The following is a 15,713-nucleotide window of genomic DNA, read 5'->3' as shown; positions in this document are numbered from 1 at the left end:
TGCGCCACCGCGCCTGCGGGGGGGGGCTGCCCGCGCGGTAGGATTGGGTTGCGGGGGGGCGCTTGTTGTTCCTTACGGGGGGGGCGGCGCTGGGGGGGCTGGTTTGGGGGGGGGGGGGGGGGCCCCCGCCGGGGCCGTGCGGCTCCCGGGAGACGGCGATGCGGGTTCCGTGCCGGTCCCGGGAAGCGCCGCACCGGCCCCGCTTCCGGGTAACGCCGCCCCCGCTCCGGCTCCGGCCGACGCCGCCATGCGGCCCGCCCCCGGCGACAGCGCCCCCGCTCCCGTGCGGCCCGTGCGATCCCCGGGTCCGGAGCCGGACGCCCTGCCCGCCTGGTGGATCCCGCCGCCCCCCGGCGTCCACCGGATCCACGTCCGTACGCCGGACCACCGCCGGGCCACCGCCGTCCTCGTCGCCGCCCCGGCCCGTGTGCCGCAGCCGCCCGGGCGCACCCACGGCTTCCTGGTGCAGCTCTACTCCCTGCTCTCCGCCCGCTCCTGGGGTATGGGTGACCTCGGGGACCTGGCCGACCTCGCCGCCTGGGCCGGGCGCAGCACCGGCTCCGGGTTCGTCCAGGTCAACCCGTTGCACGCGGCCGTTCCCGGGAAGCCCACCGACCCCTCCCCGTACCGCCCCTCCTCGCGCCGCTTCCCCGACCCGGTGCACCTGCACATCGAGTCCATCCCCGAGTACGGCCACGTCCGCGACCGGGCCACCCTGGACGACCTGCGGCAGGACGCCGCCGCCCTCGGCGAGGCCGTGCTGAACAAGGGCGCGCTGATCGACCGGGACGCCGTCTGGGAGCTGAAGCGCCAGGCCCTGGAGCTGGTCGTCCAGGTGCCGCTCACCCCCGGCCGCCGCGCCGCCTACTGCGACTTCCTGGCCCAGCAGGGTCAGGCGCTGGAGGACCACGCCCTGTGGTGCGCGCTCGCCGAGGTCCACGGCCCCGACTGGCACGCCTGGCCCGAGGTTCTGCGCGACCCCCGCTCCCCGGGGACCGCCCGCGCCCGCTCCGAACTGCTCGACCGGGTCGACTTCCACTGCCGCCTCGCCTGGCTGACCGCCGGCCAGCTCGCCGACGCCCAGCGGGCCGCCGAGGACGCCGGGATGGGCGTCGGGATCGTCCACGACCTCGCCGTCGGCGTGCACCCGGCAGGGGCCGACACCTGGTCCCAGCAGGACGCCTTCGCCCACGGCATGTCCGTCGGCGCGCCGCCCGACGCCTTCAACGCGCGCGGCCAGGACTGGGGCCTGCCGCCCTGGCGCCCCGACACCCTCGCCGCCACCGGTTACGCCGCCTACCGGGGCCTGCTGCGCGGCCTGCTGGCCCACGCGGGCGCCCTGCGCATCGACCACGTCATGGGCCTGTTCCGGCTCTGGTGGGTGCCCGAGGGCCGCCCGCCCACGGACGGCACGTATGTCGCGTACGACGCCGAGGCGATGCTCGCCGTCCTCGTCCTGGAGGCCCACCGGGCCGGTACCGCCGTCGTCGGCGAGGACCTCGGCACCGTCGAGCCCGGCGTCCGCGAGGCGCTCGCCCGGCGTGGCGTGCTCGGCACCTCGGTGCTCTGGTTCGAGCGCGACTGGGACGGCGACGGCCGGCCGCTCGCCCCGGAGAAGTGGCGCCAGGACTGCCTGGCCACCGCGACCACCCACGATCTGCCGTCCACCGCCGCCCGGCTGACCGGCGATCATGTGACGCTGCGCCACCGCCTCGGCCTGCTCACCCGCTCCCTGGAGGAGGAGCTGACCGCCGACCTCACCGACACCGCCGAGTGGCTGGCCCTCCTCGCCCGACTGCGGATGCTCCCCGAGGGCGACGGCGACGAGGAGGCCGCCGTCCGGGCCGTCCACCGCTTCCTGCTGCGCACCCCCGCCCGGATGACCGGCGTCTGGCTCCCCGACACCGTGGGCGACCGCCGCCCGCAGAACCTCCCCGGCACCTGGGACCAGTACCCCAACTGGCGGCTCCCGATCGCCGACGCCGAGGGCCGTCCGGTCACCCTGGAGGAGATCACCGCCTCGCCCCGGCTGCACGCGCTGATGGAGGTCCTCAGGCCCCGAAAGCCTCATACGGCACCCCCGGGCGAGCGCCGTCCCTAGGCGTTCGCTACGTTGGCACCGTGGACAAGAAGAACGCTATGCGCGCCGGCGTCGTTGCGGCCGGGACGACGCTGATGATGCTGCTCATGTCGGCCCCGGCGCTCGCGCTCACGCCCGACGACGGTGACGACCCGGCTCCGCGCCTGAGCGCGATCGAGACCATCGGTCTCTACGTGGTCGCGCCCATCGCCCTGTTCGTGGTGATCACGGCCCTGGTGATGGTCCTGGACAAGTCCAAGAAGCAGGTCTGACCCCGCACGCGTACGACATGCACGAAGGATGCGCCGCCGGTAGGAGCTACCGCGCGGCGCACTCGTGCGTCCGGCCCCGGACGAGCCCGCCCAGCGCCGCCCCGCCCCGGACGAGTCCGCGGGGGCGAGGGCCGGGCCGGTAGGTTGCGCCCATGACCGAGTGGGACGTCAAGAAGCTCCGCATCCTGCGCACGCTGCGCGACCGGGGCACGGTCACGGCGACCGCCGAGGCGCTCCTGATGACCCCCTCCGCGGTCTCCCAGCAGCTCACCAATCTGGCCAAGCAGCTCGGCGTGGACCTCCTGGAGGCCCAGGGCCGCCGGGTCCGCCTCACCGACGCCGCCCACCTCGTCCTGCGCCACGCCGAGGCGGTCTTCGCCCAGCTGGAGCGGGCCGAGGCCGAACTGACCGGCTATCTGCGCGGCGAGGCCGGCGAGGTCCGGGTCGCCGCGTTCTCCACCGCCGTGCCCGCCCTCGTCGTCCCCGCCGTCCGGCTGCTGCGCGCCGAGGACCGCCCGGGGCCCGACGTTCGCGTCCGGGAGGCCGAGGCTGCCCAGGCGTACGAGCTCCTCACCGCGGGCGAGGTGGACCTGGCCCTCTCGCTGGCCGCCCACGCGCCGACCGCCCGCGACCCCCGCTTCAGCCTCTTCCCGCTGCTCGTCGACCCGCTCGACGTGGCACTCCCCGCCGGCCACCCCCTGGCCGCCGCACCGGAACTGCGCCTCGCGGACCTGGCCGCCGACCGGTGGATCTTCGGCGGCTCCGGACCCTGGTCCGAGATCACCACCGCCGCCTGCGAGGCGGCCGGCTTCGTCCCCGAGCAGGCCCACAGCGCCGCCGGCTGGACCGCGATCCTCGCCCTGGTCGAGGCCGACATGGGCGTGGCCCTGGTCCCCCGGATGGCCGCCCGGGAGCGCCGCGAGGGCGTGGTGATGCGGGTGCTGGAGGCGGACCGGCCGCGCCGCCACGTGGTGGCGGCGGTCCGGCACGGGGCGGAGAGCGGACCGGCGGTGGCGCGGGTGCTCGCGGCGCTCACCGAGACCGCCCGATCGTTCAGCTGAACTGAACGGTATCTGCGAAAACTTTCGATGGACCTGATGGGTCCGGTGGCGTCAAGGTAAGGACATGACCTTCGACGCGAGCGAGACCACATTCCAGAACTCCGACACCGACCCCCACGCCAATGACGCCGCGCCCTACGGCGGCGGCGACCCGTACGCCGACTACCGCAAGGCCGGCGACCTCCCCTTCACCGAGCTGGTCGACCTCGCCGACCGCCGCCTCGGCGCGGGCGTGATCGCCGCCAACGACGAGTTCTTCGCCGAGCGCGAGAACCTCCTGATCCGCGAGCGCGCCGTCTTCGACCCCGAGCACTTCGGGCACAAGGGCAAGATCATGGACGGCTGGGAGACCCGCCGCCGCCGCGGCGCCGACGCCGAGACCCCCTTCCCGGCCCCCGAGGACCACGACTGGGCGATCGTCCGCCTCGGCGCCCCCGGTGTCATCCGGGGCATCGTCCTGGACACCGCCCACTTCCGCGGCAACTACCCGCAGCGCGTGTCCGTCCAGGCCACCTCCGTCGAGGGCGCACCGAGCCCCGAGCAGCTCCTCGCCGACGACGTGAAGTGGGAGGAGATCCTCCCGCCCACCCCCGTACGCGGCCACGCGGCCAACGCCTTCGAGATCACCGGCGGCCGTCGCTACACCCACATCCGCCTCTGCCAGCACCCCGACGGCGGCATCGCCCGCCTCCGCGTGCACGGCGAGGTCGTCCCGGACCCGGCCTGGCTCGCCGCGCTCGGCACGGTGGACCTGATCTCGGTGCTCAACGGCGGTACGTACGAGGACGCCTCCGACCGCTTCTACTCCTCGCCCACCCAGATCATCCTGCCGGGCACCTCCCGCAAGATGGACGACGGCTGGGAGAACCGCCGCCGCCGGGTCCGCGACACCAACGACTGGGTGCGCTTCCGCCTCCCCGCCCAGGGCGCGGTCCGCGCGATCGAGATCGACACCGCCTGCCTCAAGGGCAACTCCGCCGGCTGGATCGCCCTCCAGGGACGCAACGGCGACACCGGCGAGTGGTTCGAGATCATCCCGCGCACCCGCCTCCAGCCCGACACCCTGCACCGCTTCGTGCTGCGCGCCCAGGCCGTCGTCACCCACGTCCGCCTCGACGCCTTCCCCGACGGCGGTGTGGCCCGGATGCGGCTGCACGGCAGCCTCACGGAGTCCGGCGCGGCCGAGCTGACCCGGCGGTACGAGGAGTCGGGCGCGTAACCCCGTAAGGCCTCCCCGGCCCCAGTCTCCGCCCGGCGGACGGTTGCGCTCCAGCGCCCGCCCGCCGGGCGGTTTCCAGCCCACTCGGCCGCCCGGCGGCTCAGGCCGCGTACGCCGTGACGTACAGCGTCTTGGCCAGCACCCGCCAGGTCGCCCAGGCGAACGCCCGGTTCACCCCGTTGCAGAAGGCCTCGCCCGTGCAGTCGGTGGGCCGGTCCTGCCAGGCCCGGACCGTCATCGTGTGGAAGCCGAGGGTCCGCGAGAACGCGAAGCGGATGTGCATGCCCCGGCCCAGCTGATGGCCCGGCAGCGTGTTGATCTGGAAGAAGTCGTCCCCGATGTGCTCGACTTCGACCGGGTTGCCGCCCAGCAGCTCGCAGCGCGCCCCGGCCCGGATCCGCCCCGCACAGCCACCGCTGACCGGGAACAGCCAGAAGTGGTCGGTCAGCTGCCGCCGTACGGCCTCCGGCTCGGTGAACGGGTGCAGCCCCAGGGTGTAGCCGTACGTGTAGAGGTCGTAGCAGCCCGCCGGGCCGGCCCGGCAGTCGGCGACGGGCGACGCGACGGCGGCAGGCGCGGGGGAGGGGCCCGTCACCAGCCCCGCGCACAGGGCCAGCGCGACCGGCACGGCGGCGGCGAAGCCGGGCATCCGAACCCTCCCGTGGCCTGCGACCGAAGCTTCCTGCGACGACCCTTCGGACCGTAGGCCACGGGAGACCCACCCGCGCGCGGACGTACGGCGAACGCGCGAGCTACGGCAAACGCGCGAGCGTACGGCGAACGCGCGAGCGTACGGCAAATGCGCGAGCGTACGGCGAAAGCGCGCGTAGGGCACGAGGCGCGGGCGTACGCCGAAGGGGCGCCCTCTCCGCCGCAGCGGAGAGAGCGCCCCCTCGGGGGTGTGCGTGTCAGGCCGTGGCCGCCGCCGCGTCCGCCGCCTGGGCCTTCAGAGCCCGCTCCACACCGGACCGCGACTCCGACATCAGCCGGCGCAGGGCCGCGCTCGGCTCGGCCGAGGCCAGCCAGGCGTCCGTGGCGTCCAGGGTCTCCTGCGAGACCTGGAGGGCCGGGTAGAGGCCCACCGCGATCTGCTGGGCCATCTCGTGGCTGCGCGAGTCCCAGACGTCCTTCACCGCGGCGAAGAACTTCTCCGTGTACGGGGCCAGCAGCTCGCGCTGGTCCGTCTGGACGAAGCCGCTGATGACCGCTTCCTGGAGCGAGTTCGGCAGCTTGTCGGACTCCACGACCGAGGCCCACGCCTGGGCCTTGGCCTCGTCGGACGGCTGGGCCGCCCGCGCGGAGGCCGCGTGGCGCTCGCCCGCCGCCGTCTTGTCCCGCTCGTACTCCGCGGTGATCTCCTCCTCGTCCAGCAGCCCGGCCGCGGCCAGCCGCTGCACGAACGCCCACCGCAGCTCGGTGTCGACGGCCAGGCCCTCGATCGACTCGGTGCCGTCCAGCAGCGACTGGAGCAGGTCCAGCTGCTGCGGGTTGCGGGCGGTGGCTGCGAAGGCGCGGGCCCACGCCAGCTGGTGGTCGCTGCCCGGCTCGGCCGTCTGCAGGTGCGCCAGCGTCGCTTCCGTCCACTGGTTGAGCGCGGCCTGACGGGTCTCCGGGGCCGCGTACAGGTCGAGCGCCAGCTTCACCTGGCGGTGCAGCGACTGGACGACGCCGATGTCCGACTCCTTGCCGATGCCCGAGAGCACCAGCGAGAGGTAGTCGCGGGTCGCCAGCTCGCCGTCGCGCGTCATGTCCCAGGCCGAGGCCCAGCTCAGGGCGCGCGGCAGCGACTCGGTGAAGTCGCCCAGGTGCTCGGTGACGACCCGCAGCGACTCGGCGTCCAGGCGGACCTTCGCGTACGACAGGTCGTCGTCGTTGAGCAGGACGACCGCCGGACGGGCCTTGCCCACCAGGGCGGGCACGTCGGTGCGCGCGCCGTCGACGTCCAGCTCGATCCGGTCGGTGCGCACGAGCTTGCCGTCCGCGTCGAGGTCGTACGCGCCGATGGCGATGCGGTGCGGGCGCAGCGTCGGTTCGCCCTTGGCTCCGGCGGGCAGCGCGGGGGCCTCCTGGAGCACGGTGAAGGAGGTGACGACGCCGTTCTCGTCGGTCTCGATCTCCGGGCGCAGGATGTTGATCCCGGCCGTCTCCAGCCACGCCTTCGACCAGGTCTTCAGGTCGCGCCCGGAGGTCTTCTCCAGCGCGCCCAGCAGGTCGGAGAGGCGGGTGTTGCCGAAGGCGTGCGCCTTGAAGTACGCCTGCACGCCCTGGAAGAACGCGTCCTTGCCGACGTACGCCACGAGCTGCTTCAGGACGGAGGCGCCCTTGGCGTACGTGATCCCGTCGAAGTTGACGAGGACGTCGTCCAGGTCGCTGATGTCCGCCATGATCGGGTGCGTGGAGGGCAGCTGGTCCTGCCGGTACGCCCAGGTCTTCATGGAGTTGGCGAACGTGGTCCAGGAGTGCGGCCACTTCGAGCCCGCCGCGTCCGCCTGGCAGGCGATCGAGGTGTAGGTGGCGAACGACTCGTTCAGCCAGAGGTCGTTCCACCACTCCATCGTCACGAGGTCGCCGAACCACATGTGGGCCAGCTCGTGCAGGATCGTCTCGGCCCGCACCTCGTACGCCGCGTCCGTCACCTTGGAGCGGAAGACGTACTGGTCGCGGATGGTGACCGCGCCCGCGTTCTCCATCGCGCCCGCATTGAACTCCGGGACGAAGAGCTGGTCGTACTTGGCGAACGGGTACGCGTAGTCGAACTTCTCCTGGAACCACTCGAAGCCCTGCCGGGTCACGGCGAAGATGTCGTCCGCGTCCAGGTACTCCGCCAGCGAGGGGCGGCAGTAGATGCCGAGCGGGACGGTCTGGCCGTCCTTCTCGTACGTGCTGTGCACCGCGTGGTACGGGCCGACGATGAGGGCCGTGATGTACGTGGAGATGCGCGGCGTCGGCTCGAAGGTCCAGACGTCGCCCGCGGGCTCCGGCGTCGGCGAGTTCGAGATGACCGTCCAGCCGGAAGGGGCCTTGACGGTGAACTGGAAGGTCGCCTTCAGGTCCGGCTGCTCGAACGAGGCGAAGACGCGACGGGCGTCCGGGACCTCGAACTGCGTGTACAGGTAGGCCTGCTCGTCGACCGGGTCGACGAACCGGTGCAGGCCCTCACCGGTGTTGGTGTACGAGCAGTCGGCGACGACCTTCAGCTCGTTGGCGCCCTCGCGCAGTTGCGGCAGCGCGATCCGTGAGTCACGGAAGACGGCGGCCACGTCCAGGTCCTTGCCGTTCAGCACCACGTCGTGGACGGCCGGGGCGACCAGGTCGATGAAGGACTCCGCACCCGCCTCCGCGCAGTCGAAGCGCACGGTGGTCACGGACCGGTAGGTGCCGCCCTCCTGCGCTCCGGAGAGGTCGAGATCGATCTCGTACGCGTCCACGGTCAGCAGGCGCGCCCGCTCCTGTGCCTCTTCGCGGGTCAGATTCGTGCCAGGCACGCGGTCATCTCCTAGGTGTGCGACTTGATATGCGGCGTTTCCGCCATCCTTCCACGTGCCGTGCTCCCAGCGCGATGTCCGTTTTCCGCCGGACGGGGACGGCCTCGGGGGACAGGCTCGAACCATGACCGGATACCAGCCCCGCCCCATCGACCCCGCCGCCCTCGCCGAACTCCGCGCCGTGGACGACGCGGGCCGGCCCTGCCACCCGTTCACCGCGGCCGAGGGCGGTCACCCCCTGCGGTGCTGCCTGCGCGGGAGCGTGCCGGGTGAGCGCATCGCCCTCGTCTCCTACGCCCCGCTGCGCCGCTGGGCCGCCGCGACCGGGGCGAGGCCGGGGGCGTACGACGAGCAGGGCCCGGTCTTCCTCCACGCCGAGGCGTGCGCGGGCCCGGACCCGGAGCGCGCGGGCTACCCGTTCTCGCGCCCCGGAGCCCTGCGCACGGTCCGCCGCTACGACGCACACGGCCGTATCGTCGGCGGCCGGCTCCTGGAGATCCCGGCCGAGGCGGACAAGGGTTTCGACGCAGCCTTCGACGAGGCGTTCGCGGACCCGGAGGTGGCGCTGGTGCATGTACGGGCGGTGGAGTACGGGTGCTTCCACTTCGAGGTCCGGCGGCCTTGAAGGCCCCCGTTCCCGGGTAGCAGCGCGGTGCCACCCTTGGTAGCATCGACGGTATGAAGATTAGTGTGAGTCTGCCGCAGGAGGATGTCGCCTTCGTCGACGAGTACGCGGCGAAGACCGACGCGGATTCCCGGTCCGCCGTCATACACACCGCTATCGAGTTGCTGCGTACCGCAGGCTTGGAGGCGGAGTACACCGAGGCGTTCCAGGAGTGGGACGCGAGTGAGGACGCCGCCCTGTGGGACCGCACCGTGGCCGACGGGCTCACGGATGCGTAGGGGCGACATCCATCTCGTGGACCTGGAGCCCGCGCGGGGGAGCGAAGCCAACAAGGTGCGACCGGCGGTGATCGTCTCCAACAACGCCGCCAACCGGTCGGCCGAGGTGTCCGGCAGGGGCGTCGTCGCCGTGGTGCCCCTGACCTCGAACACCTCGCGGATCCTCAGCTTCCAGGTGCTTCTCACCGCGGAGGAGAGCCGCCTCCCGCAGAACTCCAAGGCCCAGTGCGAGCAGATCCGGGCGGTTTCCCCCGACCGGATCCTGAAGCGCATCGGCGAGGTGCCCCGCCAGCGCATGGCGGAGATCGACAGGGCCCTCCGTCGCCATCTCGCGCTCTGAACCACGCACGCGAAGGGGGGGGGGGCCCCCCGGGTAACGAGCGGCCCCCCCCCAAGACCGGTTAAGTAAAAACCCCCCCCGCCCCCCCCCCACCCCCCCCCCCCCCCCCCCCCCACCCGCGGGGGCCCCCCCCCCGCCGGGGGGGCCCCCCCGGTTTACCGGGGGGCCCCCCCCCTTCGACGTTGTTACGCGTAAGGCCGCGCGTCAGCCCTTCAGCTCGGCCGCCACCAGCTCCGCGATCTGCACGGCGTTCAGCGCCGCGCCCTTGCGCAGGTTGTCGTTGGAGACGAACAGCGCGAGGCCGTGGTCCACCGTCTCGTCGACCCGGATGCGGCCGACGTAGGAGGCGTCCTTGCCCGCCGCCTGGAGCGGGGTCGGGATCTCGGACAGCTCGACGCCCTCGGCGTCCTTCAGCAGCTCGTAGGCGCGCTCGACGCCGATCGGGCGGGCGAAGCGGGCGTTGATCTGGAGCGAGTGGCCGGAGAAGACCGGAACCCGGACGCAGGTGCCGGAGACCTTCAGCTCAGGGATCTCCAGGATCTTGCGGGACTCGTTGCGGAGCTTCTGCTCCTCGTCCGTCTCGAACGAGCCGTCGTCCACGATCGAGCCCGCCAGCGGCAGTACGTTGAAGGCGATCGGGCGCTTGTAGACGGCCGGCTCGGGGAAGTCCACGGCCTCGCCGTCGTGGGCCAGCTTCTCCGCCTCGGCGACGACCTTGGCCGCCTGGCCGTGCAGCTCGGCGACCCCGGCGACCCCGGAGCCGGACACGGCCTGGTAGGTGGCGACGGTCAGCGCTTCGAGACCGGCCTCGTCGTGCAGCGGGCGCAGCACGGGCATCGCGGCCATCGTGGTGCAGTTCGGGTTGGCGATGATCCCCTTGGGGCGGACCTTCGCCGCGTGCGGGTTGACCTCGGAGACGACGAGGGGGACCTCGGGGTCCTTGCGCCAGGCGGAGGAGTTGTCGATCACCACGGCGCCCTGGGCGGCGACCTTCTCGGCCAGGGCCTTCGAGGTCGCGCCGCCGGCGGAGAACAGCACGATGTCCAGGCCGGTGTAGTCGGCCGTGGAGGCGTCCTCGACGGTGACGGGGGAGCCCTGGAAGTCGATCGTGGAGCCCGCGGACCGGGCGGAGGCGAACAGCCGCAGCTCGTCGACCGGGAACTTGCGCTCGGCCAGGATCCTGAGCATGACTGTGCCGACCTGACCGGTGGCGCCGACGATTCCGACCTTCACGAGGACTCCTCTGTTCTGTACACCTGTGCGTCTGTGCGGTCCGTATGCCGCACCATGATGCGTATGTCCGGGCCCGGCTTGTCCAATCCATTGTCCGACCTGCGGACTCTTCCCGCGAGGGCCGCAGATTCTGCAACGTCCGTGCCTGCGTGGGGAAACATCTGCGGCGGTCTCCGCGGCCTGTGACGAGGAACACGCACAGCGGGGCGGGTGCTCGTGAGAGCGCCCGCCCCGCTGCCGTATCGCAGGGATCCGTTACGGCGTGACCTTCTCGATCACGACGCTGCCGGTGCCCGCGGCGGTGCCGCGCGCATTGACCAGCTGGACCTCACCGAAGAACTGACGGCCCTCGGGAGCCGCCCCGGCGACCACGACCTCGGCGCCGACCTGGGCGGACGCGCCGTTGGCCAGGTTCACCGCCTTGGAGGAGTCGACCTTGATCGTGCCGAGCGACGCCGAGTAGTACACGTCGCGGTAGTCGTACGTGGTCGACCCGGCCGGGACCGAGTAACCGTCGACGACCACCGTGTACGTGCCCGCGGCGGGCTTCAGCAGGCTGACCGCCTCCTCGGAACCGGCGGTGGTGCCGCTGCCGACCTGCGTGGCGCCCCGGAAGACGTACAGGTCGAGGTCGGCGTTGGCGTCCGACGTACCGCCGATGGCGAAGTCGAGCTTCTCGACGCCGGCACCGATGGTCACCGTGGTCTCACGGGTCTGACCCGTGGAGATCGACGGCTTGTCCACCTTGGCCGAGCCCAGCGAACCGCCCTGGAGCTTGCCCTGGAGGGCGGCGGCCGTGTTGGTGACCTTCCAGTCCACCGCGGCCGGAGCACCGATCTTCGCCTCGGCGATGGTGCGCACCGCCGGGTCGAAGGTCACGCCGAGCAGCGAGACATCCAGCTTGTACGGGTTGTCCAGCAGCGGCGACGTACGGCGCGACTCGACCTCGATCTCCCAGACGCCGGGCTGCGGGTCCTTGTAGGAGCGCACGTCCGGGCGGCAGGTGTTGGCCGGGTTCTCGTAGTTCGGGTAGCAGTTGACCGTCGAGGTCGGGTCGACCGGCGTCCCGTACGGGTGCAGGGCGATGAACCGGGTCTGGCTGCCCGAGCGCAGCGCGCTGAGGGCGACCTCAAGGGTCTTCGCGCCCTCCGGCACGTTGACGAAGTACGACGTGGTGCCGTTGCGCTGCACCGAGCCGGAGGCCTTGTAGGCGTAACCGGGCTGCTGCAGCTCCTGGGCGATGACGACCGTGGTCATGATCTGGTGGTCGACGCCGGAGGTCTTCTTGTCGTCGACCTGGAGGATGGCGCTGTGCACCCCGGCGGTCTTCGCCTTGGCCCTGACCTTCAGCTTGACCGGCGTGTCGAGCGGCAGCGAGACGTACTCGGGGCTGCTGAGCTCGAAGGTGCCGTCGTTGTTCTTCCACGACAGCTTGTGCTGGACGGCGCGGTCCGGGCCCGTGGTGCGGGTGACGACGACGTCGTAGACCTTGGACTCGCCGACCTTCAGGCCGCCCTCGCGGTCGTAGAGGCCGGTGCCGAAGCCCGGGTCCTTGAGCGCGAAGTCGATCGCGGTGTCGACCGGGGCCTTCACCGAGAACTCGTGCGCGGGCTTGCCCTGCTTGGAGATCTGCTTCCAGGCCTTGACGATGTCGATCAGACCGGAGCCCTGGACGTGCGCGGGCACGTCCGCGATGTGGCCCGCGGTGCTCGTCAGAGCCACGCGCAGGTCGGCCGGGGGAAGCTCGATGCCGGTCTGCTTCGCCTTCGACAGCAGCAGCGCGGCAGCGCCCGCGGCCTGCGGGGAGGCCATCGAGGTGCCCTGGAGCATGGAGTAGCCGGCCGGCAGGTCGTAACCCGCCTCCTTGACCGGACCGCCCGGCGCCCAGGTCTGGGTGGTGTTGATGGACGCACCCGGCGCCGAGAGGATCGGCGTGAAGCCGCCGTCCTCACGCGGACCGCGCGAGGAGAAGGGCAGCATGTCGTACTTCTTGGTGACGTTGGAGCCGTAGTTGGCCGCCCACGTCTCCTTGGAGATCGACGCGCCGACCGAGATCACGTGGTCGGCGAGCGACGGGTCACCGATGGTGTTGAGCCCCGGGCCGCTGTTGCCGGCCGAGATGACCAGCTGGACGCCGTAGATGTCGACGAGCCGCTTGTACAGCTCGGCGCGCGCGTTGTTGCCGTCGTTCAGCGGCGGCAGGCCGCCGATCGACATGTTGACGATGTCGACACCGCGGTTGACGACGAGGTCGATCATGCCCTCGGTCAGCGCTATGTTGGTGCAGCCGCCCGACCAGGTGCAGGCGCGCGAGGAGACGATCTTGGCGCCGGGGGCGGCACCGTTCATCTCGCCGCCGAACAGCCCGTTGGCCGCGGTGATACCCGCGACGTGCGTGCCGTGCGAGCCCTCGATGACACCGATGTTGACGAAGTCGGCCTTGGCGCCGGCCGCGTTGTACGTGACGCCCTTGCGGGTCTCGACGACGAACGGGATGCGCTCGACGACGGGGGTCCGCGGGTCGTCCTCACCGAAGTAGGAGACCTGGAACTTCTCCTTGTACGGCTTGAGGACCTTGTCGTCGGAGAAGTCCGCGTTGCTGTTCAGGTCGACCCGGGTGGTGCCGGTGACCGGGTCGTACAGCACGCCCCAGACGTCGGTGGTGTCACCGTCGCGGTTGAGGTCGCCCGCCATGTCGCCGCCGGCCGTGGCCGACTCGGCGAAGGTGGCGAACTTGTAGCTGCCCGCGGGGGCCGCGTACGTCTTGCCGCCGGACGTGAACGTCGGGCCGCTGACGGACTCGGTCATCCGCAGCCAGGTGCCGTCGCCGTCGCTCACCGGGTCGGTGGCGGTCACCCAGTCGACGATCTTGCGCTCGCCGGTGGTGGTCTTCTTGAGCGCCGGGTGACCGAGGTCGACGCCGGAGTCCAGGACGCCGATGGTGATCCCGCGGCCGTCGGCCTTCGGGTTCTTCGCGACGAAGTCGACCGCACCCGTCTCGAACGACGGGTTGTACGGGTTCTTCGCCGGGGTCTTCTTGTTCGGCGCCGCGTAACTGCCCGTGGCCTTGGTCTGCTTGGCCCCGGCGGCCCGGTCGCCCTTGGGCGTCGGGTCGTCCAGCTTGATCTCCTGCTTGAGATCGATGCCGAGGACGGAGGAGAGCTTGGAGGCCGCCTTGATGGTGGACTCGGCGCTCCGCGTCGGGACCGTCGCCCGGACGTAGCCGAGCTTGTCGTAGGTCTGGCCGAGCACGGAGCCCTCGACGGCGTCCAGCTGCTTGCTGACCTGCTCGGTCGCCCCGGGAGTGGTGGCGACCATCATGGTGATGTTCTTCTCGCCCTTGGCTTCGGCCTTCGCCAGAACATCGGCGTCGGCCTTGCCGAGCTTGTCGCCCCGGTCGCTCGTGGCGGCCGGTTTGACGGGTGCCGGTGCCGGGTCGTCGACGGCGAGTGCCGGTGCCGCGCCGGAGGCGGCGAGTGCGGCCGCCAGACCGGCAGCGGCCGCGATACGAGCCGCGCGTCTCGCCCCGGGTATGGAGCTGGGGGATTCCTTGGTCATCAGCATCCCTGTAATTGAAAGAGAGAGTCCGGAATTCGGTACCGGATGACCGCTCACCCTGTCGTAAATGACAGGGGTTTGTGGAGAGTTGACGGAGGCGAGTCAGGGACATGGCATAGATCCGCCACGGGGCGCGATATGCCATGAGGGAGGAATGAGGTCAAACGGTACGCCCGTGGCGCCTGGTGACACGTACCGCCGCACCCGTGGTCCGGACCAGCGGTGCCCGTGGTCCGGACCGGCTCAGGGGCCGCTCAGCGCGGCAGCACCATCACATACGCGGCCGGCTCCCGGTCCGCCGCCGCCATCAACGCCGTCCGCACCACTGTCGCCTGCTGGTCCAGCGCCTCGCGCAGCTTCCTGGGGGTGAGGCGGACTACCGTGACCCCGAGCCGGTCCAGATGCTCCCGCTTCGCGGCGCACGCGGACCACTGCGGGTCCTCCTGGACCCGGCCGCCCCGCCGGCCGGACACGCCGTGCACGGCGTGCCGGGGCGCCCGGGAGTCCAGCTCCACCGCCACCGCGTGATCGGGCCAGTAGGCGTCGACCCCGCCGAGGCCCGGCCCGCCCGGCAGCCGCAGCTCCACGTTCCACACCGGCTCCGGCAGCCCGTACTCGCGCACCATCGCGTACAGCCGCGCCTCCGCCACCGCCCGCCCCTCGGCCAGCAGCGCGTCCACCGCACCCACCACGGCGGGCCGCGCCAGCAGTTTCGCCTCGCTCAACTCACGTACCACGGAAGCAGGTTCGCAGTGCCCGTCCCGTACGGCCTCGGTCAGCAGCCGACGGACGTCCGCTGCCTCCGCCATGCCCGCCACCGCGTCCGCGAGCGCCCGCTCCACCGGGGCGACGGGCACCTCGCCCACCCGCACCGGGACCGGCATCGAGGCGGTCCGCAGCACCTCCACGAACCGGGTGGACCGCAGCCGCCGGGTGCGGGCGACCAGCACGTCGATCCGGTGCAGCGCCCCCAGCTCCCCGACCGAGGTGAAGCCGTGCAGCGCGAGCGCGGCGACCCCGGTGACCATCGCCTCGCCGTACCCCGCGTCCGTGGAGCCCGCCGGAGAGCGCCGCGCGGAGACCGGCGGACGCCCCGCGTACAACAGCGCCCCGTGCAGCCGCTCCTGGCCGGTGGGCGGGCCCGGGTTCAGCAGGTAGACGCCCGGCAGCAGGTGCTGCCAGGGGCCGCCGGGCAGGCACTGGGCGGACGTCTGCGCGGCGGACACGCCCCGCGCCCTCAACTGGGCGGCGGACAGGACACGCTGCGTCACATCACCGGGGTGAAGGGGGAGACGCGGGAGGCGGGCGGAGAGCGGGGTGTTCTGGGTCATGTCCCGGGGTTTCCCGCCCGAAGAGGGGGCCCTAACCTCTGTTACACGCCCGTCGACATTCCCGGACAACGCCGTCCTAAAGCACGGACGTTCGACAACCGAAAAGGGCCGTCGCGCCGGGAATTGCGGGAGGGGCGCCTCGGGCAGGTGTGCGAGCGCCGGTTACGCGCCGCACGCACGCCCCGTCCGAGCGCCCCTCGGTCACGCCCCCGCTGTCACGCCCCTTCGGCC

At 72.1% G+C, this 15,713-nt stretch carries 12 protein-coding genes; 7 read left to right on the top strand and 5 right to left on the bottom strand.

Features of this window, described 5'->3' with window-relative positions; genetic code table 11:
• Nucleotides 1-247 precede the first annotated feature (247 nt).
• From malQ to alc, 4 genes are all read left to right on the top strand, one after another.
• Entirely contained in the window at nt 248-2,101 is a 1,854-nt protein-coding gene (gene malQ, locus JS521_RS25890; protein WP_275564220.1) for a 4-alpha-glucanotransferase, read from the top strand.
• Between the two features lie 20 nt (nt 2,102-2,121).
• The gene (locus tag JS521_RS25885) at nt 2,122-2,352 is read left to right on the top strand and encodes a hypothetical protein (protein ID WP_006124466.1); all 231 of its coding nucleotides are present in this window, start codon (nt 2,122-2,124) and stop codon (nt 2,350-2,352) included.
• A gap of 152 nt (nt 2,353-2,504) precedes the next feature.
• Complete coding sequence (locus tag JS521_RS25880) at nt 2,505-3,413, top strand: LysR family transcriptional regulator (protein ID WP_205085391.1); 909 nt, start codon at nt 2,505-2,507, stop codon at nt 3,411-3,413.
• A 64-nt stretch (nt 3,414-3,477) separates the two neighbouring features.
• Entirely contained in the window at nt 3,478-4,632 is a 1,155-nt protein-coding gene (gene alc / locus JS521_RS25875) for an allantoicase (protein WP_205085390.1), read from the top strand.
• A gap of 100 nt (nt 4,633-4,732) precedes the next feature.
• On the opposite strand, the gene JS521_RS25870 is transcribed toward alc, so the two are convergent.
• Entirely contained in the window at nt 4,733-5,281 is a 549-nt protein-coding gene (locus tag JS521_RS25870) for a hypothetical protein (RefSeq protein ID WP_205085389.1), read from the bottom strand.
• 259 nt (nt 5,282-5,540) lie between these two features.
• Nucleotides 5,541-8,117, bottom strand: a complete 2,577-nt coding sequence (gene pepN / locus JS521_RS25865) for an aminopeptidase N (RefSeq protein ID WP_205085388.1) — start codon at nt 8,115-8,117, stop codon at nt 5,541-5,543.
• 124 nt (nt 8,118-8,241) lie between these two features.
• On the opposite strand from pepN, the gene JS521_RS25860 reads away from it, so the two are divergent.
• Genes JS521_RS25860 through JS521_RS25850 form a run of 3 tightly spaced genes read left to right on the top strand, consistent with a single transcriptional unit; the run spans nt 8,242 to nt 9,360 of the window.
• Entirely contained in the window at nt 8,242-8,742 is a 501-nt protein-coding gene (locus JS521_RS25860; RefSeq protein WP_205085387.1) for a DUF1203 domain-containing protein, read from the top strand.
• A gap of 53 nt (nt 8,743-8,795) precedes the next feature.
• A complete protein-coding gene (locus JS521_RS25855) occupies nt 8,796-9,020 on the top strand; it encodes a ribbon-helix-helix domain-containing protein (protein ID WP_205085386.1) in 225 nt (74 codons plus the stop codon).
• A complete protein-coding gene (locus tag JS521_RS25850) occupies nt 9,013-9,360 on the top strand; it encodes a type II toxin-antitoxin system PemK/MazF family toxin (protein ID WP_205085385.1) in 348 nt (115 codons plus the stop codon). Before JS521_RS25855 ends, JS521_RS25850 begins: the two co-directional genes overlap by 8 nt.
• A 204-nt stretch (nt 9,361-9,564) precedes the next feature.
• Here JS521_RS25850 and JS521_RS25845 read toward each other — a convergent pair whose 3' ends face one another.
• The 3 genes from JS521_RS25845 to JS521_RS25835 all read right to left on the bottom strand — a co-directional run bounded on the left by JS521_RS25845 (nt 9,565) and on the right by JS521_RS25835 (nt 15,482).
• Nucleotides 9,565-10,593 carry an aspartate-semialdehyde dehydrogenase gene (locus JS521_RS25845; protein ID WP_205085384.1) on the bottom strand — a complete coding sequence of 343 codons (1,029 nt, stop codon included), beginning with the start codon at nt 10,591-10,593 and terminating at the stop codon, nt 9,565-9,567.
• Between the two features lie 255 nt (nt 10,594-10,848).
• Entirely contained in the window at nt 10,849-14,157 is a 3,309-nt protein-coding gene (locus JS521_RS25840; protein WP_205085383.1) for a S8 family serine peptidase, read from the bottom strand.
• A gap of 248 nt (nt 14,158-14,405) precedes the next feature.
• On the bottom strand, nt 14,406-15,482 hold the full coding sequence (locus JS521_RS25835) for a hypothetical protein (RefSeq protein ID WP_205085382.1): 1,077 nt from the start codon (nt 15,480-15,482) through the stop codon (nt 14,406-14,408).
• Between the last annotated feature and the right edge of the window lie 231 nt (nt 15,483-15,713).

Origin of the sequence: Streptomyces durocortorensis (assembly GCF_016901035.1) — a bacterium.
GTDB lineage: Bacteria > Actinomycetota > Actinomycetes > Streptomycetales > Streptomycetaceae > Streptomyces > Streptomyces durocortorensis.
Note: the sequence above shows the minus strand (reverse complement) of the source record. Positions and strands in the feature narration are given on the sequence as shown.